The following is a 20,247-nucleotide window of genomic DNA, read 5'->3' as shown; positions in this document are numbered from 1 at the left end:
TGGGCCGCCTTTCGAGTCATCAGATATCTTCGAACCCGACCGAGCCGGTCGGGGCGCCCGGACAGTATCGTAGAGGCCGTTAAATGTCTTATAAACACCTGGCCGCTCGCCCTGTTCTCCAACGTTTGCGCGCCTCCCTTTAAGCTGTCGCCTCGCAGCTGACCGCGTACATGTCGCGCTTCGGCAAACAAGATCACAGGCCATCGGGGGATCACATGGAGCTTCGGGAAACGCCGCACTCCACAGCGCTGCGCTTCCAGGTGCTCGGTCCCGTCCAGGCCTGGCGCGGCGAGCAGCAGCTCGCCCTCGGCTCCCCGCAGCAGCAGGCCGTGCTCACCGCGCTGCTGCTGCACCAGGGCCGCCCGGTGACCACGCAGGACCTGGTGGACGGCCTCTGGGGCGAGAATCCGCCGCCGCAGGCCGTTGCGGCCCTGCGCACCTACGTCTCCCGGCTGCGCGCCGTCATCGAGCCAAACCGCGAAGTGCGGGCCCGGGCCGAGCTGCTGGTCTCGGTCAGCGACGGCTACGCGCTGCGGGTGGCCCCGGAGGCGGTGGATCTCACCGTCTTCGACGGACTGGTCGCCGAGGCCTCCGCCGCCCGGAGCGCGGGGGACGCGCCGGAGGCGCACCGGCTCCTCGTCGAGGCGCTCGCGCTCTGGAGCGGCCGCCCGCTGGCCGGCGTGCCCGGCGGCTACGCGGACGCCCAGCGCCTGCGGCTGGCCGAGCGTCAGATCACCGCCTGGGAGGAGCGCTGCGCCACCGCCCTCGACATCGGCCTGCACGCCGAGGTGGTCGCCGAGCTCAGCACCCTGGCCGCCGAGCACCCGCTGCGCGAGCGCCTGCGCGAGCTGCTGATGCTCGCCCTCTACCGCTGCGGCCGGCAGGCCGAGTCGCTGGGCGTGTACGCCGACACCCGCAAGCTGCTGATCGACGAGCTGGGCGTGGAGCCCGGGGCCGGGCTGGCCACCATGCATTCGCGGATTCTGGCCGCCGATCCGAGCCTGACCCTCGCTCCGACGGCGGCTGCGGACAATTCCGAACGGGACAGCGGGCCGGTCTTCACCCCACCCGCACAGCTCCCCGCCGACGTGTCCGATTTCAGTGGACGCGCGGCACTTGTCGGCGAACTCCAGGGCGTGCTGCAGAATGCGTCCGGCCAAGCCGTGGTGGTCACCTCGCTCGCCGGGATCGGGGGGGTCGGAAAGACCACCCTCGCGGTCCACGTCGCGCACAGCGTCCGTTCGGAATTCCCCGACGGGCAGCTCTACGTCGATCTCCGCGGCGCCGGCGCCTCGCCCGCCGACCCGGCCGTGGTGCTCGGTGACTTCCTGCACGCGCTCGGCGCCGCCGAGACCCCGGAGTCGCTCGACCAGCGCGCCGCGCTCTACCGATCGCTGCTGGCCAACCGGCGGATGCTGATCCTGCTGGACAACGCCCAGGACGTGAACCAGCTGACCCCGCTCATCCCCGGGGTCGCGGGCTGCGCGGTGCTGGTGACCAGCCGGTCCCGGCTGGCCGGCATCCCCGGCGCGCACCTGGTGGACGTGGAGGAGCTGACCCCCGAGGAGGCGCTCGCGCTCTTCTCCGCGATCGTCGGCGAGCAGCGGGTGGCCGCCGAACCGGAGGCCGCGCTGGCCGTGGTGACGGCCTGTGGTTTCCTGCCGCTGGCCGTCCGGATCGCCGCCGCCCGGCTGGCCAGCCGGCCGCGCTGGAGCGTCTCCGACCTGGCCCGTCGGTTAGCGGACCAGCGGCGCCGGCTGGCCGAGCTGCAGCTGGGCAACCTCGCCGTCGAGACCACCATCGGGCTCGGCTACGGCCAGCTCAGCACCGACGAGGCCCGGGCCTTCCGGCTGCTCTCCCTGGTCGACTCCCCCGACCTCCCGCTCAGCGCCGTCACGGCGCTGCTCGGCGTGGGCGAGGACCGGGCGGAGGAGCTGGCCGAGGCGCTGGTCGAGGCCAACATGCTGGAGTGCTTCACCCCCGGCCGGTACCGGTACCACGACCTGCTGCGCCTGTACGCCCAGCACCGGAACGAGAAGCTCAAGGACACCGCGGCCCAGGACGCCGCCCGGCTGCGCCTGCTGGAGCTCCTGCTCGCCAGCACCACGAACGCGGCGCAGGCCATCGAGCCCGAGGAGATGCTGCCGGCGCCGTTGAACCCGCTCCGATCGGCCGGGCTCTCATTCGGCTCCAGCCGGAACGGGCAGGACTGGCTGCGGCAGGAGACGGCACTGCTGCTGAGCAGCGTCGAGTCCACCGTCGCCGGGCCCACCGAGCTCGCCCGACCGGCAGTGGACCTGCTGATCGTGCTCAACGCCATGGTCGAGGACCCGACTCACGCCGCACGCATCCGGCAGACCCTCCAGTTCGCCGAGGCGCAGGCCCGCGCCCGGGAGGATCGCGCGGTCCTCGCCCGGGTCCACTACGCGCTGGGCTTCCTGCGGTACGTGGCGAGCGACTTCCAGCAGGCCGAAGTGGCGCTGCGGGAGAGCCTGGACCACCAGGACCCGGACGCCGACCGGCTGCTGCGCTGCATGGTGACCAACCTGCTCGGCATGATGCTCTACCTCGGGAACCGGGTCAGCGAGGCCCTGCCCTTCTTCGAGGAGGCGCTGGCGAGCTGCATCGTGATCAACTCCCGGAGCGGCGAGGCCCGGATCCTCGGCAACATCGCCCGGGTCCACCTCATCCTCGGCAACCCCGAGGCCGCCGTGGAGGCCGTGCACCAGGCGGTGGCCACGGCCCGTGCCTCGGACAACGCCCCCTGCCTGGCGGACACCGTCTACCAGTTGGGCATCGTGCTCTCCTCGACCGGTTCGCCGGCCGAGGCGGCCACCCATCTGCGGGAGGCCCGCGACCTCTACCAGGAGCAGCAGAACCGCTTCCGGGAGGCGTACACGCTGGCCCGGCTGGCGGCCTGCCTGATGAGTGACGGCCAGTCGGCGGAGGCCGCCGAGGCGGCCGACGAAGCGTTGGTGATCGCGCGTGAGCTGGACGCGGCGCACTGCGAAGGGCTCGCGAACGCCGCGCTCGGTGAGGCCCTCCTGGAGTTGGGCCAACCGGCCCGTGGGCTGGCTTGCCTCCAGGAGGCTCACGCGATCTTCACCCGACTCGGTGTGCCCGAGGCCTCCCCCGTGAAGGACCTCATCGACCGACTGCACACCGAGTCCCTCATACCCCCCGCGCCGTGAGTCCGTCCCCCGACAGACTCTGAACCCGTCCCCCGACAGGTCCCCCCAGTGGGTGGCGTCGACGCCCCCGCAGCCCCCCGGCTGCGGGAACGTCCTTGACGCTTCCCCGGCGCTGAACCAACTGTGACAGGGGCCGATTGACGTTCGATAAACGTCCACCGATCCGGGGTTTTCGCAGGTCAGCGGCGTTGACCCCGGAGTGGCTCGGCGCCACCCCGGCGTGCGGGCGGGCCACGGGCTCCCGGGCGCGCCACCTGCGCCCCCGGCACGAGCTCCCGCGTTCTCGGCCACATTCCTCCGGGTGGAGACGAGTTGACCGGAAAGGGTCCCCACCGCCCGGTGATCACGCCTATTCTCGGAGGCTGGGCAGCAGATACGCAGCGGAGGCGGGACAGCGGGGGCGACGGCAGGGAGAACAGCGGCAGACAACCTGCGGCCAGGGTGGAAGGTGCCTCTCAATCGTGACGACCGGACAGATAGCCGATCCCGCTCAGGGCCACGGGCCCGGTGCCTCCGACCCCCGGGCCGGCCGCCGCGCCGGGCGTGCTCTGCAGGCCGTCGCCTTCGACGCCATCGGTGCGGCCTACGGCGCCGCCTTCCCCGACAAGACCGGCCAACTGGCCTGCGGGCGCTGGCTGCTCGGCGCGCTGCCGGCCGGTTCCCGGGTGCTGGACGTGGGCTGCGGAACGGGTGATCCGACGGTGCGCCAGCTGGCCGCGGGCGGGCTGCGGGTGACCGGGGTCGACCTCTCCGACGGCATGCTCGGCCTGGCCCGGCGCACCGCGCCCGAGGCCGCCGCCTACCACCGGATCGACATGTACGACCTGGCCACCCCACGCGCCGACCGGGCCTGGGGCCTGCCGGAGCTCGGCCCGGCCGCGGCCGGCCGCTTCGACGCGGCCACCGCCTTCTTCTCGCTGATCCTGCTGCCCCAGCGGGAGATCCCCACCGTGCTCGGTCGGATCCGCACCCTGCTGCGGCCCGGCGGCCTGCTCGCCCTCGGCGTGGTCGAGGCCGACCTCGACCACGCGCCGCTGCCCTTCCTCGGCCACGAGATAAGGATCAGCGGCTACCTACGGGAGGAACTCCACCAGATGCTCTCCAGAGCCGGGTTCACCGTCGAGGCCCAGACCGGCCACCCCTACGCCCCCGCCAGCACCACCCTGCCCCCGGAGGAACAACTGTTCCTGTGCTGTCGGCGGACGGGCTGACCGCCCTCCCGGCCCACCGACCCCCGACCTCCCAGAACGGGAAGCCCGTGCGCGACCCCCTCAAGCCCCAGGCGGGCCAGCCGCCCGTCGTACCGGCCCAGCGCCGACCGCCCGCACCGCCGGGCGCGCCGCCGCGCCCCGCCGTCCTGCCCCGGACGGCCGAACGGCTGGCGTACCTGGACAGCGCCACCCGGCGGATCAACAGCTCGCTCGACCTCGCCGCCACCCTGCGCAACCTAGGCAAGGTGCTGGTGCCCGCACTGGCCGACGCCGCCGTGGTGCACCTGCGCGACCCGCTGCCCAACATCGAGCGCGACCCCGGCCGGCCCACCGCGCTGCGCCTGCACCACGCCCACGGCACCCGGCTCGGCCAGCGCCTGAAGACCCGGGCCATCCGCCCCGGCGGCCCGCTGGCCCAGGCCCTGGACCACCAGCTGCCGGCCGGCCCGGTGGTGCTCGACACCCCCTCCGCCGCCCGCCTGCGGCCACTCCTCGAGGAGCTCTACGGCCCGCGCGCGCTCAGCCGCCTGGCGGCCGGCACCGCCCTGCTGGCCCTGCCGCTGCGCGGCCGCAAGGCCGTGCTCGGCCTGCTGCTGCTGATCCGCCGCCCCGGCAAGACGGCCGGCGAGGCGACCGGCCAGGCGACCGGCGGCCCGATCGGCGGCCCGAGCCCCTTCGGGCGGGCCACCGCCCCCAAGCGGCCCTCCGCCTTCGACCTCACCTCGGCCTTCGACGCGGCCAGCGCCTTCGACGCCACCGACAGCGCCACCGCCGCCCACCTGGCCACCCAGGCCGGGCTGGCCGTGGACACCGCGCTGCGCTACTCCCGCGAGTGGGAGATCGCCGACGAGCTCCAGCGCAGCATGCTGCCCACCCACCTGCCGCAGCGCCACGGCGTACGGCTGGCCCACCGCTACCTGCCCAGCGAGAGCGGCGCCCAGGTCGGCGGCGACTGGTACGACTCGGTGCCGCTGCCCGGCAACCGCGTCGCGCTGATCGTCGGGGACGTGATGGGCCACTCGCTCACCTCGGCCGCGATCATGGGCCAGCTGCGCACCAGCGCGCAGACCCTGGCCGCGCTCGACCTGCCACCGCACGAGGTGCTCTACCACCTCGACGAGCAGGCCCAACGCCTGGGTCGGGAACAGCACTTGGCCACCTGCCTGTACGCGGTCTACGACCCGATCGCCAACCGGGTGGTGCTCGCCAACGCGGGCCACGTACCGCCGCTGCTGATCCAACCCGACGGCCGCACCGACCTGCTGGAGCTGCCGGCCGGCGCCCCGATCGGGGTCGGCGGGGTGGACTTCCACTCGGTGGAGCTGGCCGCCCCGCCCGGCTCGGCCCTGCTGCTCTTCACCGACGGCCTGGTCGAATCGCGCCGCCGCTCGCTGACCACCGGCCTGGAGCTGCTGCGCAGCCGGATCGCCGCCGCGCACCGGCACTCCCCCGAACACCTCTGCCAGGAGGCCCTGCGGATCCTGCCCCCGGGCGAACGGGCCGACGACATCGCCCTGTTGGCCGCCGCCTTCGACGGCATCCCGGCCGAGGACGTGGCCTACTGGTACCTCCAGCCCCGGCACGAGACCCCCGGCCGGGCCCGCCGGCTGGCCGGGCACGCGCTGCGCCGCTGGGGGCTCGAACCACTGGCCGAGAACACCGAGTTGATGGTGAGCGAGCTGGTCACCAACGCGATCCAGCACGCCACCCGGCCGGTGACGCTGCGGCTGGTCCGCACCTCCGTCCTGCGCTGCGAGGTCGGCGACGACAGCGCCCTGCTGCCACGCGCACGGCGGGCCGGGCCGGAGGACGAGCGGGGGCGGGGCTTGCAGATAGTGGCCCGCTGCGCAGAACGCTGGGGAGCGACGCGGCTGGGGGCAGGCAAGGTGGTCTGGTTCGAGCAACGACTCCCTCAATGGTGACGTGCACTATGCCGGGGGCTCGGGGAACTGCGAGGGCATGCGAGGGGGCGTGTTCTCCTTAACGAGTACACGCCCCAAGGGATGCCCGCGCAGTTCCCCGCGCCCCTAAAAACGTTGCAGGGCTGACCAGGCACGGTCGCCGAGGACGACCGGCGCCAACTGGGGAGCATCGGCCAACTTCCTTACTGCCCGCAGGACATCGGCCTGCCAGAGATCGGTCAGGGCGGCGGCTATCTCGGCGGCGGCCACGGCATCCCCCGCCTCCTGCCGGGTCTGCCATTCGGCGAGCAGGGCGCGGACCACCGTGAAGGCGAGACGGCGGGCGCGGACGAGTTCGGGGCGGGTGTTGAGACCGAAGACCTCGATGGTGGCCTCGCCCTTGGGGGTCAAGGGCGAGTAGGCGCCGGAGGCGAGCAGCAGGCGCAGGTGGTCGGCCGGGTCCTCGCGGGCGGGGTCGATCAGGAGGGGCGAGCCGTCGGCGTCGCAGGGGAAGCGGTCGCGCTTGCGGTTGCTGTTGCAGAAGGCGCAGGCCAGCAGGTGGTTGTGCCAGTCGAAGGTGCGCAGCGGGGCCCGGGCGATCGGCTCGAAGTGGTCGATGTCGGTGCCCAGGTTGTCCCCGCAGTACATGCAGCGGGCCAGGCCCGGTGCCATCCGGCCGAGCAACTGCCGGATCCTGGCCTTGGGTTCGCGGGCGCTGCGCCAAGCCGCCCGCCCGGCGGCGGTGTTGGGCCCGGCGTTGCGGATCGCCTCGGTGCGGCGGGCCAGTTCGGCGGCCAACTGCGGTTGCAGTGGCGGCCGTTGGACCGGGATCACGGCCGGCCGCCGGCACGCCCCCGCAGGTCCAGGGCCTGGGCGGCGAGCGAGCTGTTGAGCTTGGCGCCGAGCTCCTGGTAGGCGGCGATCTCGGCGTCGGTGGCCTCGCCCGCGTAGAGCTTGCGTTCGAGCGCCACCAGCAGCCCCCGCTCGGCCTCGGCCTGCGGCGAGTACGCGCTGGGCAGCCCGAACAGGGGGGAGACCACGGCGTCGTCCCCGCTGCCGTAGACCACCCGCTGCTGCTCGTCCTCGTCCAGCACCCGGGGCGGGGCGGGCGGCTGCTCGGGGCCGGGCAGGTGGATCAGGCCGCCCGGGTCGGCCGCCTGGCAGAGGTACGGGCTGTGGGTGGCGACCACGAACTGGAGGTTGGGGAAGTGCGCGACCAGCCACTCGCCCAGGCGCTGCTGCCAGGCCGGGTGCAGGTGGGCCTCGGCGTCGTCGATCAGGGCCAGCCCGGCGATCGGTGCGGTGGGCGGGGTGCCGGGCACCACCAGCTCCTCCTCCGGCTCGTACCGATGGGCCTGCCGGAGCAGCTCGGCCACCAGCGAGACCAGGGCCCGGGCGCCGCCGCCGAGCGATTCGAGCGGCAGCTCGACCCCGTCGGCCTCGACCGTGAGCCGCTCGGTCAGCCGCCGGCCGGCGGGCAGCAGCCCGTCGGCCATCAGGGCGAGCGCGCCCTCGGGCAGCGGGCCCTCGGACTCGGCCGGGAGGAGGGCGCAGAAGTGGTCGCCGGGCTGCAGCGGCCGGCCGTCCTGGTCGCTCAGCTCGGCCCCGGCCCGGCCTGCCAGGGCCTGGAGCAGGGTGGTCTTGCCGGAGCCGCCCGGCCCGGCGAGCACCGTCCAGCCGGAGTGGGTGCCGTCGGGGCGGGTCAGGTCGAGGTCGACCGCGCGCCCGCCGTGGAAGTACTCGTGCCGGTCGATCCTGATCCTGGAGACGTACACGCCCCACCCCCTGCGCCGCCGGATGCCTGGAGTGTGCCCGCCCGGCGGGGGCTCACTCCACGATCCGGACCGGGAGTTCGGCCAGCACCTCCCGGAGCGAGGCGGCGAAGCGGTCGTACTCGGCGGCACGGGCCGAGCCGGGGCGGGTGGCCAGGCCGATCCGGCGGCCGGGGGTGGGCTCGGCGAACCGGGCCACGGCCAACCGGTCGGTGCGGCCGGCCTCCACCTCCAGGGCGGTGGCCGGGAGCAGCGTGACGCCGAGGCCGCCGGCCACCAGCTGCACCAGGGTGGAGAGCCCGGCGGCCCGGGTGGTGCCGCCGCTCTGGTCGGCGCCGACCTCGCGGCAGAGGTCCAGGGTCTGGTCGCGGAGGCAGTGGCCCTCTTCGAGCAGCAGCACGTCGAGGTCGAGCAGGGAGTCCCGGGGCAGGTCCTCGGCCCCGGCCAGCTCGTGCTCGGGCGGGGTGACCAGCACGAAGTCCTCGTCGAAGAGCGGGATGTCCCGGGTGGGCGAGCTGCCGCCGGCCGGGAGGGCGAGCAGCAGCACGTCGAGCCGCCCGGCGGCCAGGCCCTCGAGCAGCGAGGGGGTGCGCTCCTCGTGGACGTGCAGTTCGAGCTCGGGGTAGCCGGCCCGCACCAGCCGGAGCACGGCGGGCAGCAGGTAGGGCGCGACGGTCGGGATGACGCCCAGGTGCAGCGGGCCGGTGAACGGCCGGCGGGCCGCCTCGACCTCCTCGGTGAGCTCGTGCAGCGAGCTGAGCACCCGGCGCGCGTGGGCGGCGACACGCTCGCCCAGCGGGGTGATGATGACCCTGCGGGTGGTGCGCTCGACCAGCTGGGCGCCGAGCGTCTCCTCCAGGGCGGCGACCGCCCCGGAGAGCGCGGGCTGGCTGGTGCCGATCACGGCGGCGGCGTCGCGGAAGTGCCGGGTCTCGGCCACGGCGGTGAAGGCGCGCAGCTGGGCGACGGTGGGCGTGCGGGTGGCGCGGGGCCTTGCGGGGGTGGTGCCGGTGGTACTGATAGCTGTCTCCGATCAGATGTATCGAGTCTAGCTATTTCCCTGATCAGTCCGACCTGTGCCACTGTGGAGGACGTCCAAAGCCTGCCGAACCATAGGCAATACGGACATACTCCCTCATCTTCCCAACCCAGGAGACGTGAACGTGCTCACGATCGGTGACAAGTTCCCCGAGTTCGAACTCAACGCCTGTGTCGACCTCGACGCCGCGAGCGCGTTCGCCGAGATCAACCACAAGTCCTACGAGGGCAAGTGGAAGATCGTCTTCTTCTGGCCGATGGACTTCACCTTCGTCTGCCCGACGGAGATCGCCGCGTTCGGCAAGCTGAACGAGGAGTTCGCGGACCGCGACGCCCAGATCCTCGGCGTCTCCGGCGACTCCGAGTACGTGCACCACGCCTGGCGCAAGGACCACAAGGACCTCCGCGACCTGCCCTTCCCGATGCTGGCCGACGTCAAGCACGAGCTGATGCAGGCCTGCGGCGTCCAGGGTGCCGACGGCCTCGCCCAGCGCGCCGTCTTCATCGTGGACCCGAACAACGAGATCCAGTTCGTCATGGTGACCGCCGGCTCCGTCGGCCGTAACCCCAAGGAGGTCCTGCGGGTGCTGGACGCCCTGCAGACCGACGAGCTGTGCCCGTGCAACTGGACCAAGGGCGAGGACACCCTCGACGCCCAGGCCCTGCTGGCCGGCTGACCCATGGCCCTCGACGAACTGAAGGCCGCGCTGCCGGAGTACGCCAAGGACCTCAAGCTCAACCTGAGCGCGATCATCGGCAACTCCGAGCTCCCCGCACAGCAGCTCTGGGGCACCGTCCTCGCCTGCGCCATGGCGACCAAGTCGCCCTCGGTGCTGCGCGAGCTGGAGCCCGAGGCGAAGGCGAACCTCAAGCCGGAGGCGTACAACGCCGCCAAGGGCGCCGCCGCGATCATGGGGATGAACAACGTCTACTACCGGACCACGCACCTGCTCTCCGACAAGGAGTACAGCACGATGCGGGCCGGTCTGCGGATGAACATCATCGGCACCCCGGGCGTCGAGAAGCTCGACTTCGAGCTGTGGTGCTTCGCGGTCTCCGCGATCAACGGCTGCGGCCAGTGCCTGGACTCGCACGAGGCCGTGCTGCGCAAGGGTGGGGTCGAGCGCGAGGTGATCCAGGCCTCGGTCAAGATCGCCGCCGTGATCGCCGCCGTCGCGTCCGTCCTGGACGCCGAAGCCGCCATCGGCTGAAGCCGCAGCTGAAGCAAGCGTAGGGCCCGCTCCCCCTCGGGGAGCGGGCCCTACGTCGTGCTTGCGGACGGGCTCAGCCGGCTCAGCCGATCAGGCCGGTCCGGTCGATCACCACCTGCACCGAGCCGGGTCCGCCGTTGTAGAAGGCGACCTTGCCGTCCGCGCCGACCGGCACGATCACCTGGTTGGCCACGGTCTGGCCCTTGACCCAGTTGAGGTTGGAGGCGGTCGGGCGGGCGCCGCCGGAGGGCCAGGCCGTCAGGTAGCCCCAGTCCGTCGGCCCGGTCACCGTGACGTTGAGCACCACAGCCTTGGGCTTGGCGCCGCCGGCCGTGCCGTACACGTCCAGCAGCACCGTCCCGTGCGAGGGGACGGCCCCGGTCGGGGCGCCCTGGCCGATCCGGGTGTCCATCAGCCGGACCGGGCCGGCGCTGCGGTAGAGCGAACCGTTCGAGCCGCCCGCGTAGTACCCGGCCACGTCGGCGACCAGCTGGCTGCTGCCCGGCGAACCGTTGTACAGGCTGACGGTGCCGTCGGGGCCGACCGGGACGACCACCAGGTTCGGCACGGTCTGCCCCGCCACCCAGTTGAGGTTGGAGGCCACCGGTCGGGCGGCGCCGGAGGGCCAGACCGTCAGGTAGCCGGGCCCCTTGGTGTCGGTGACGGTGACGTTGAGCGCCACCGCCGAGGCGCCGGTGGCCGGCACCCCGCCCTGGCCGGCCACCTTGAGCACCACGGTCTGCCCGGCCCCGACCGGCCCGTTGCCGGGACGGCCCAGGCCGATCCGGGTGTCGAGCACCCGGGACGGGGTGAGCGGGTTGAAAGCGGTACCCGGCAGCAGCTGCCCGTAGTAGCCGAGCACGTCGGCGACGAACTGCGAGGTGCCCTGGCTGCCGTTGAAGAGCGTGACCTTGCCGTCCGCACCGACCGGCACGGTGACCAGGTTCGGCACGACCTGACCGGCCGTCCAGTTGAGCGAGGAGGCCGTCGGCCGCGCCGTGCCGGAAGGCCAGGCGGTCAGGTACCCGGCCGCCTTCGGGTCGGCCACCGTCACGTTGAGCACCACCGAGCCGACCCCGGTGGCCGGCACCCCGCCGCGGCCGGTCACCTGGAGGGTGACCGTGCCACCGGCCGGCACCGGCGCCGTACCGGGCCGGCCCAGGCCGATCCGGGTGTCGAGCAGCCGGGCCGGGGTGAGCGGGGAGAAAGCCGTCCCCGGGTCCGCCTCCGGGTCCGGCAGGCCGCAGGAGCGGTCCGGCCGGCAGCCCACCGAGACCGCGTAGTCGGTCTTGGTCGCGCCCGGGCGCAGCGAGAGCAGCAGGAGATCGGCCTTGTCGGGGTTGGCCGGCAGGGTGCACTCGGTGCCGTAGCCGTCCGTCCCCGCGTAGTCGTAGCAGTAGTTCGTACCGTCGTTGCCGATCAGCTGCGCCCGGGGCACGCCGTTGTTGCCCTGGCCCGCGTACGCCCCGGTGATCCGGATCGTGCCGTACGGCTGCTTCACCGGGACGGTGACGCAGGTGGCGGGGTGGTCGCGGGTGAGCGTGCCGGTGAGCGGGCCGAAGCCGTTCTTGTCGGCGGCGACCACGCCGCACTCCGGCGGGACGCCGCCCGCGCCACCGGTCTTCCAGCTGTCGAGCTGGTAGGTGATCGCGGTGCCCTGGTAGCTGAGCGGCGAGACGATCGCCTGGTAGCTGGTGGAGCCGGTCACGTCGCAGTAGTCGGTGTACTGGCCCGAGGAGCAGAGCGTCTTGCCGTCGGCATCGGTCACCACCATCAGGACGGCGCCGTCGCTGTTCTTCGAAGTGAACCGGATCCGGTCGGTGGGCTGGGTCGCCACCCGGGTGCAGGCCACGCTCAGCGCCGAGGCCAGCTGCCCCCGGACGGGCGTGCCGCCCACCGTGGTGGAGGCGGGGCTGCCGCACTGCGCGGTCGCCGTGAGGTCGCGGCGGACGATCCGGTAGCCCTGGTCCGTCCCGTCGCCGATCAACAGCGCGGTGTACGACTTGGCCCGGTCGAGCTGGCAGACCGCCGTCGACAGGAAGGGCCCGCCCTGGCAGGCGAGCCGGCCGTCCGGCCCGAACACCCTGATGGTCGCCGGGAGGCTCTTCAGCGGGCCGGCGGGCGCCGGGGCGAGGTCGTAGTCGAACTGCTCGGCCGCCGCGTGCTGTCCGGTCGGGACGGCCAGGCAGCGCACCGGGTGCCCCTTGGTCAGCGCGACCGCGGTGCCGGCGGCGTCCGAGTACGGCGTCTGAGGGAAGGCCTGGCAGCCGGCCGGGGTGTCGACCCGCCCGATCGTCACGGCGTACCCGCCGGTGGCGATGCCCCGGTCGAGCAGCAGCCGGAAGGGCGCCTGCCCGGTCAGCAGGCAGTCGGTCATGATGCCGGACCACGGGTCGCCGCACTGGTAGGCACCGGTGGTGTCCACCACGGTGCCGGAGGGCAGCGGCTCGCCGCCGGGCGAGGGGTAGATCCCCAGCGCCGCGCCCGAGGGCGTCGGCAGGGCCAGGCAGTCGACCTGGCCGAGCCCGGTGATGGCGCCGGTCACCGGACCGTCGGCGAAGCCGGTGTCGCCGGTGGCGACGCAGCCACGGGTCTCGGTCGGGGACAGGTACTGCGCGTGCGTAACCCCTTCGACCAGCTGCCGGTAGGTGCCCAGCAGCATCGTGTAGCTGCCGGCCGGCACCGGGTTGCACTGGTTCTGGTCGCAGACCCGCTTGCCGTCCGCGTCGTAGAGCTCGACGGGCAGCGACACCACCGGCACCTGGTCACCCTTGCCGAAGGCCGTCACCTTCAGCGGCCCCGCCGTGGCCACCGTCATCGTCCGGCACCGCGTGCCGGCGGTGTCCGCCGCCGTGCCGAAGGTCTGGGCAGCCAGCGCCGGGCAGTCCGCGGGGTGGGAGAGCCGGCGGATCTGCAGCCGCCAGTCGGAGGGGTAGGTGGTCGGCACTCCCCAGTCGTAACCGGCCGTCGAGAGCACCCGGTAAGGGCCGCTGCCGGACAGCACGCAGCCGTCCTGGCTGTAGTCGACCGGACAGCCCGCCGCACCCGTGGCGTCGACGATGGTCGAACTGGCTCCCAGGGCGGGGGTGATGATCCGCTCGCCGGACACGGCATCGATGGGGTGGCAGTCGACTTCGAGCCGGCTCACGAAGGCGCCCGTGAGCGTCGGCGAGGCGAAGCCGGTGCCGACGGCCGGGGCGCACCCGGCCGTACCGGCGAGATCGACCACCGAGAGGTCGAAGGACTCGTCGGACCAGCCGCCGCCGTGCACCAGGACGGTGTAGTCACCGGCGGCGGGGACGGCGCACGGGCCGTCCGGGTAGGGCTTGTCGCAGACCTTGCTGCCGTCCTGGGCGTAGACCGTCCAGTAGAGGTCGTTGCCGCCCCGCAGCCGGATGTCGTGCAGGCCGGGCTGGGTGTGCACGATCCGGCAGGTGAGGTCGGTCCACGCGAGGGTGCCGCTGGTCACGGCCGTGCCGGGGTCGCCGAACGGCGCGACCGCCAGCGGCGTGCAGCCGACCGGGTCGGAGAGCCGGGTCAGGCGGAAGGCGTACGTCCCGGCGGCGGCGCTCTGGTCGTGCCCGCGCCAGGTGTAGGGCGCGGTACCGGTGAGCCGGCAGGGGCCGGTGGCGGTGCCTTCCTCGCAGCCGGGCTTGCCCGTGGCGTCCACCAGCGAGCCCAGCACCTGGGCGCCGGAGCTGGTGTTCCGGGTGGAGATCAGCAGCCGGCTGCCCGTCGGCTGGGTGAAGCGGTAGCAGTCCCCGGTGGAGCCGGCGGCCAGCGTGCCGGTCAGCTCGGCCCGGGTGGTGGCGAAGTCGGCGTCGGTGAGCGCCTGGCAGGCACCGGTGGCCGTCGAGTCGACCGCGACCGTGTAGGTGCCGTCGTACCACTGGCTGGCCACCGTCAGGTCGTAGCTGCCGGCGGCCGGCACGGCGCAGGAGACCAGGCCGTCCATGCTGGAGAAGGAGCAGAGCGGGTCGGCCGCCGGGTCGCCGCCGGTGGTGGCCACCATGGCGATGACCGCGAGCTCACCGCTCAGCCGCACCAGCAGGCGGTCGGCGCCCGTGGTGGTCACCGTGTAGGTCTGGCTCTGGTGCGCCTTGATGCCGGCGCAGTCGAAGGGCGTGCCGAAGGTCAGCGGCCCGGTGCAGGGCGCGGCGTCGGCGGGAGCCTGCTTCGGGCTCGCCTTCGGCGTCGGCGTCGGCGTGGGCGTCGGCCGCGGAGCCTGCGGCGCTTGCCGGGTGTTCGGCGCTTGCTGCGTTTTCGGTGCTTGCTGCGTCTTCACGGCCGACGGGGTCGGCGTGGCCGCAGCGGCGGCGGCCGGGACGGCTGCCGGGACCAGGGCCGTCGCGAGGACGGCCAAGGTACAGAGTGCGCTACCGATCAGCCGCCGTGGCCCGCCGGCGGGGCGCCCCGCCGGCCGCCGACGACTGGGTCTTCTCAGCATCCATCCCCCAATGATGCCTGCCCGCCCGGGAGTTCGGTCGCTCACGACCGGGCTGATGTGAAAAAAGCCTGAAGGGGCGGCAGGGTATCAGGAGAAGGTGTCGGGCTGTCAGGCGCCTTGGCGGGCGGCCTCCAGGGCGTCGAAGACTTCCTGGCCGGCCGCGTTGCGGCGGCGCAGGTGGCCGACCACGGTGTTGGTGACGGCGATCAGCGGGACGGCGACGATCGCGCCGCCGATGCCGCCGACGATCGAGCCGGCGGCCACCCCGAGCACCACGCCGAGCGGGTGGACCCGGACGGCCCGGCCGAGGATCAGCGGCTGGAGCAGGTGCCCCTCCAACTGCTGCACCGCGATCAGGATCACCAGCACCATCAGCGCGGTGAACGGCCCCTGGGTGACCACCGCGATCAGCACCGCGATGGTGCCGGTCACCAGCGCGCCGACCAGCGGCACGAAGGCCCCCAGGAAGATGATCACGGCCAGCGGCAGGGCCAGCTTGACCCCGAGCAGCTGGATGCCGATCCCGATGCAGAGCGCGTCGATGAAGGCCACGCAGACCGTGCCCCGGACGTACGCGGTCAGGGTGGCCCAGGCCTTGGGCCCGGCCCCCGCCATCGCGTACCGCGAGTGCCGGGGCAGCGCCCGCAGCACCCAGCTCCAGATCCTGGCCCCGTCGTAGAGCAGGAAGTACGTGGTGAAGGCGGCCAGCAGGATGCCGGTCAGCACCTCGATCGCGATCGTCACCCCGGTGAAGCCCAGCGAGGTGATCTGCTGGGTGTTGGTGCCGATCGCGGTGGAGATCTGCTTGGCGAAGTCGTTGATCTGCTGCTGGGTCAGGTGGAACGGGCCGCTGACCAGCCACTCGCGCAGCTTGTTGACACCGGCCTGGGCCTGGTCGGAGACCGACTTGAGGTTGCTGGTCACCTGCCAGACCACGAACCAGCCCACCCCGACGATGCCCGCGAGCCCGCTCAGGAAGGTGCCGGCGGCGGCCAGCCAGCGCGGCCAGCCGTGCCGCTTGAGCCAGGAGACGGTCGGCTCCAGCAGGGCCGAGATCAGCAGGCCGGCCAGCACCGCGAAGGCGACCAGCCGGAGCATGTCGACCACTTCGAAGAGCAGGTACAGCGCCGCCGCGAGCAGCAGCAGCCGCCAGGTGGACTCGGCGGCCACCCGCAGGCTCCACGGCACCGCGTCGGCCGGGTGCGCCGGGCGCCCCGGCCGGTGGCCGTACCGCTCCACCGGCTCCCGCATGACCGACTCCCGAGCCCCGGGCTCAGGCGGCACCGGTGGCGGTGCCTCCGGCTCCGTCGCCGCCGAGGTCTTGCCGCCTTCGCCCACCGGTCCGTCCTCCCGTTGCCCGGCGGCCCGGCGCCGCTGCTCCACCGCGGTCAGCGTCCGGTTCGCCAACGCGGCGGCCCAGGACACCACCCCTCGAGCTCGCATCCCGACACCCACCGTTCCCCGTCCGGCTCACCGATGCCGTGGGTCCCACCACGGCCGTCCGGGGATGACGCTACCCGCCGGGCGGCCCGCCACCCCAGACCGGCCCCGGACCGGCCCCGAGCCGGTCGCAGGCCGAAATCGGCACGAATCGGTATGCACCAGGTGGTTTCGGACGCGCTGGAGCGGGGAGGACACCCGCAGGCCACCTGTCGGCGGACCGGCCGGGGCCGGAGCACCCAGGACCCTCTCCGGCTCCCCGCGTCCGCATCCCAGGGCCGCACCGCCCGCGCCGGGCCCAGGTCAGCGCCCGCCCGGGCGGCGTGGCCCGCCCCGGCAGTCGAACGCCGAGAGGCCCCCGACCATCGGTCGGGGGCCTCTCGTGCGAGCAGTCTCTAGTACCAGTGGTGCGACTGCCAGAAGGACCACGCGCCACAGGGCGAGCCGTAGCGGTCGTTCATGTACCCGAGCCCCCACTTGATCTGGGTGGCCGGGTTGGTGCGCCAGTCGGAGCCCACCGAGCTCATCTTGGAGCCGGGCAGGGCCTGGACCAGGCCGTACGCGCCGGAGCCGGAGTTCGTCGCGGTGTAGTCCCAGCCGCTCTCGCGCTTCACGATCTGGCTGAAGCACTGGAACTGGCTGTCGTCGCCGATGATCCCCGCGGCCAGCGCCTGGACGGAGCCAGGGCTGTACGAGGTCGTGTCGGCGACCAGGGCCGAACGCGCCTTGGCGCGGTTGGCGGCCTCCTCGTCGGCCTTGCGCTTCTCGTCGGCGGCCTTGGCCGCCTTCTCCGCGTCCGCCTTGGCCTGGGCGTCGGCGGCGGCCTTCTGACGGGCTGCCTCCTCCGCGGCCTTCTTGGCGGCAGCGTCTGCCGAGACCTGCTGAGCGTTGGCCTGAGCGCTGAAGTTGTCGCTGACGGTCTGCGCGTGGGCGCCCATCGGCACGTCGGCGAGCAGCGTCGCACCCGCGACGTCCACCGTCTGAGCCTGAGAGCCCTCGCTGCCCGAGGCCACACCCACGACGGCACCGACAGCGGTGACGGCGGTGGCGGAGGCCACAGCAACTCCCCGGACCGAGATCCGAGTCACATGGTTTCCTTCCAGCATCGCCCACGCGTGACCGTAGGGGCGCAACATGCCCCTTGGCACTGGCCTCCACACCGCGCTGGTCACGGGAGGCACTGGCCCGGCGCCGGGTGACTCGCGTCGGCTCGGCGGTTGGATCGGGCGGCGTACGGCTCAGCGGTCTTCAGTTGTCCGCCCGCCAGCCGGAGTTGCCGGGCGTTTCGTACACACCGTCACCTTTCGGTGGGGCCGGCCGCCTCTCGGCGGCCCAGTCACGCCGTACGCGGGGCCTGACAGAAACCTCACCATGCCGCACGGGGACGGCCGGACGCAATTCCCGGTTGCGTGGCGCATCTCACAAGGGTGGCGTCCGGGGAATTTCGTGATTCTCCTGACAAACGACAGTCCGATGTGATGCGAAAGCCGGAGCGCGCTGCCCAACAGCGCGCTCCGGCCGGGTGTTTCGCCCCATTTCGTCCGCATGTGCCGTGCCGTCAGCCGACGGCGTCCACCCAGGTCAGGGCTGGATGTCCTCCAGCATCTCGGTGACCAGGGCGGCGATCGGCGAACGCTCGGAGCGGGTGAGGGTGATGTGTGCGAAGAGTGGATGACCCTTCAACTTCTCCACCACCGCCACCACTCCGTCGTACCGACCGACCCGCAGGTTGTCACGCTGCGCGACGTCGTGGGTCAGCACCACCCGGGAGCCCTGGCCGATCCGGGAGAGCACGGTGAGCAGCACGTTCCGTTCCAGCGACTGGGCCTCGTCCACGATCACGAAGGCGTCGTGCAGGGAGCGGCCCCGGATGTGGGTGAGCGGGAGCACCTCCAGCATCCCCCTGGAGATCACCTCCTCGATCACGTCCGGCGTGGTGACGGCGGAGAGGGTGTCGAAGACGGCTTGGGCCCAGGGGCTCATCTTCTCCGACTCGGACCCCGGCAGGTAGCCGAGCTCCTGCCCGCCGACCGCGTAGAGCGGACGGAAGACCATCACCTTGCGGTGCTGCTGACGCTCCAGCACCGCCTCCAGCCCCGCGCAGAGCGCCAGGGCGGACTTGCCGGTGCCGGCCCGGCCGCCCATCGAGACGATGCCGACCTCCGGATCGAGCAGCAGGTCGAGCGCGACCCGCTGCTCGGCGCTGCGCCCGCGCAGCCCGAACGCCTCGCGGTCGCCGCGCACCAGCCGCACCCGCCCGTCGCTGGTCACCCGGCCGAGGGCCCGGCCGCGCTCCGAGGTGAGCACCAGACCGGTGTGCACCGGCAGCTCGTCGACGCCGTCGATCTCCACCGCGGCGTCGTGGCCGCCCCCGAAGAGGGCGTCCACCTGGTCGCCGCCCACGTGGAGCTCGGACATGCCCGTCCAGCCCGAGGTGATCGCCAGCTCGGCCCGGTACTCCTCCGCGAGCAGGCCCACCGAACTGGCCTTGATCCGCATCGGCAGGTCCTTGGAGACGACCGTGACGTCGTACCCCTCGGCCTGGAGGTTCCTGGCCACCGCCAGAATGCGGGTGTCCGCCTCTCCTCCGCCGAGACGGTAACCGGCGGGCAGCACCGAGGTGTCGGAGTGGTTGAGCTCCACCCGGATGCTGCCGCCCACCTCCCCCACCGGGATCGGCTCGTCGAGGCGCCCGAAGCGGACGCGGTAGTCGTCCAGCAGGCGGAGCGCCTGGCGGGCGAAGTACCCCAGCTCGGGGTGGTGGCGCTTGGCCTCCAGCTCGGTGACCACCACCACCGGAAGGACGACCTCGTGCTCCTCGAAGCGCGTCAGCGCGAGCGGGTCTGCCAGGAGCACGCTGGTGTCGAGAACGTACGTGCGCCGGTCTGGTGTCCGGCGGCTCTTGGTACTGACCACTAGGCCTCCAGAGCGGATGACCCTGCGTCACCCGCGGCATGCCGGTCCCCGCGACCCCGGTGGCCGGGGTACCGGTCTGCCATGGGTATTCCCCGGAGTTCGGCTCGCATTCATGCCGGTGGCCGTTGTTGATGAACGTTTACCTGATCGCCACGGACTCGGGACGGGAGCCCCGGTGTGGCCCGGGACTCCTCGGGACCGGCCCGGGACCGCTCGGCGGCCCGGCCGGGGCTAGAGGCCCATGCGGCGGTTGCGCTCCTGGAAGTCGCGCAGGGCCCGGAGGAAGTCGACCTTGCGGAAGGCCGGCCAGTAGGCCTCGCAGAAGTAGAACTCGCTGTGGGCGCTCTGCCAGAGCAGGAAGCCGGAGAGGCGCTGCTCGCCGGAGGTGCGGATCACCAGGTCCGGGTCGGGCTGGCCCTTGGTGTAGAGGTGCTCGGCGATGTGCTCCACGTCCAGCACCTCGGCCAGCTCCTCGATCGAGGTGCCCTTGCCGGCGTGCTCCTGGAGCAGCGAGCGAACGGCGTCGGCGATCTCGTGCCGCCCGCCGTAGCCGACCGCCACGTTGACGGTGACGCCGGTGTTGTCGGCCGTCGCCTGGGCGGCCTCCTTGAGCACGTCCGCAGTGTGCTGCGGCAGCAGATCGAGCGCGCCGACCGGGTGCACCTTCCACCGGCCGTCGGCGGCGAGGCGCCGGACGGTGTCCTCGATGATGCCGAGCAGCGGCACCAGCTCCTCGGCCGGGCGGGAGAGGTTGTCAGTGGAGAGCATCCAGAGGGTGACCACCTGGACGTGCGTCTCCTCGCACCAGCCCAGGAACTCGCTGATCTTGTCGGCCCCGCGCTGGTGGCCGTGCGCGGTGGTGCCGCCCACTGCCTTGGCCCAGCGGCGGTTGCCGTCCAGGATCACGCCGATGTGGTGCGGGGTCTGGGCCAGGTGCACCTCGACCCGACGGCCGTACACCCGGTACGCGTTCTCCAGCAGGGTCCGCAGACCCGGCGTGCGCTCCACAACATCGCGCAGACCCATGACGTAACGGCCCCTCCGTGCTCAGCCCCCGCGTGCCCAATGCCCCCGCGCAGCCTACTCCGGCCCGCCCTGGCTGGGTAAAGCCGCAGGTCTC

The 20,247-nt window shown here is 72.9% G+C and carries 13 protein-coding genes; 5 read left to right on the top strand and 8 right to left on the bottom strand.

What is annotated here, in order from left to right:
• Positions 1-215 precede the first annotated feature (215 nt).
• The 3 genes from CFP65_RS23880 (at position 216) to CFP65_RS23870 (ending at position 6,324) form a co-directional block, all read left to right on the top strand.
• Positions 216-3,191: an AfsR/SARP family transcriptional regulator gene (locus CFP65_RS23880; RefSeq protein WP_158702334.1), complete on the top strand. Its 2,976-nt coding sequence runs from the start codon at positions 216-218 to the stop codon at positions 3,189-3,191.
• A gap of 461 nt (positions 3,192-3,652) precedes the next feature.
• Positions 3,653-4,402 carry a class I SAM-dependent methyltransferase gene (locus tag CFP65_RS23875; protein WP_371682449.1) on the top strand — a complete coding sequence of 250 codons (750 nt, stop codon included), beginning with the start codon at positions 3,653-3,655 and terminating at the stop codon, positions 4,400-4,402.
• Between the two features lie 47 nt (positions 4,403-4,449).
• A complete protein-coding gene (locus CFP65_RS23870; protein WP_104821073.1) occupies positions 4,450-6,324 on the top strand; it encodes an ATP-binding SpoIIE family protein phosphatase in 1,875 nt (624 codons plus the stop codon).
• Between the two features lie 105 nt (positions 6,325-6,429).
• Here CFP65_RS23870 and CFP65_RS23865 read toward each other — a convergent pair whose 3' ends face one another.
• Genes CFP65_RS23865 through CFP65_RS23855 form a run of 3 tightly spaced genes read right to left on the bottom strand, consistent with a single transcriptional unit; the run spans position 6,430 to position 9,015 of the window.
• Positions 6,430-7,101 carry a hypothetical protein gene (locus CFP65_RS23865; protein ID WP_217368183.1) on the bottom strand — a complete coding sequence of 224 codons (672 nt, stop codon included), beginning with the start codon at positions 7,099-7,101 and terminating at the stop codon, positions 6,430-6,432.
• Positions 7,102-7,133: 32 nt separating this feature from the next.
• Complete coding sequence (locus tag CFP65_RS23860; RefSeq protein ID WP_104818115.1) at positions 7,134-8,078, bottom strand: AAA family ATPase; 945 nt, start codon at positions 8,076-8,078, stop codon at positions 7,134-7,136.
• A 52-nt stretch (positions 8,079-8,130) separates the two neighbouring features.
• Positions 8,131-9,015 (bottom strand): hydrogen peroxide-inducible genes activator, encoded by an 885-nt coding sequence (locus CFP65_RS23855; protein ID WP_254552535.1) that lies wholly within the window; start codon positions 9,013-9,015, stop codon positions 8,131-8,133.
• 223 nt (positions 9,016-9,238) lie between these two features.
• On the opposite strand from CFP65_RS23855, the gene CFP65_RS23850 reads away from it, so the two are divergent.
• Positions 9,239-9,790, top strand: coding sequence for a peroxiredoxin (locus CFP65_RS23850; protein WP_104821070.1), 552 nt, complete (start codon positions 9,239-9,241; stop codon positions 9,788-9,790).
• 3 nt (positions 9,791-9,793) lie between these two features.
• Positions 9,794-10,324 (top strand): alkyl hydroperoxide reductase, encoded by a 531-nt coding sequence (locus CFP65_RS23845; protein ID WP_104818113.1) that lies wholly within the window; start codon positions 9,794-9,796, stop codon positions 10,322-10,324.
• Positions 10,325-10,406: 82 nt separating this feature from the next.
• Here CFP65_RS23845 and CFP65_RS41180 read toward each other — a convergent pair whose 3' ends face one another.
• The 5 genes from CFP65_RS41180 to CFP65_RS23820 all read right to left on the bottom strand — a co-directional run bounded on the left by CFP65_RS41180 (position 10,407) and on the right by CFP65_RS23820 (position 20,153).
• Positions 10,407-14,687, bottom strand: coding sequence for a hypothetical protein (locus CFP65_RS41180; protein ID WP_104818112.1), 4,281 nt, complete (start codon positions 14,685-14,687; stop codon positions 10,407-10,409).
• Between the two features lie 192 nt (positions 14,688-14,879).
• A complete protein-coding gene (locus CFP65_RS23835) occupies positions 14,880-16,214 on the bottom strand; it encodes an AI-2E family transporter (RefSeq protein ID WP_104818111.1) in 1,335 nt (444 codons plus the stop codon).
• 392 nt (positions 16,215-16,606) lie between these two features.
• Entirely contained in the window at positions 16,607-17,317 is a 711-nt protein-coding gene (locus CFP65_RS23830; RefSeq protein ID WP_174805567.1) for a transglycosylase SLT domain-containing protein, read from the bottom strand.
• Positions 17,318-17,792: 475 nt separating this feature from the next.
• Entirely contained in the window at positions 17,793-19,127 is a 1,335-nt protein-coding gene (locus tag CFP65_RS23825) for a PhoH family protein (protein WP_104818109.1), read from the bottom strand.
• 231 nt (positions 19,128-19,358) lie between these two features.
• Entirely contained in the window at positions 19,359-20,153 is a 795-nt protein-coding gene (locus CFP65_RS23820; protein ID WP_104818108.1) for an isoprenyl transferase, read from the bottom strand.
• Between the last annotated feature and the right edge of the window lie 94 nt (positions 20,154-20,247).

Origin of the sequence: Kitasatospora sp. MMS16-BH015, assembly GCF_002943525.1 — a bacterium.
GTDB lineage: Bacteria > Actinomycetota > Actinomycetes > Streptomycetales > Streptomycetaceae > Kitasatospora.
The sequence above is the reverse complement of the archived record's forward strand: the minus strand, read 5'-3'. Positions and strand labels throughout refer to the sequence as shown.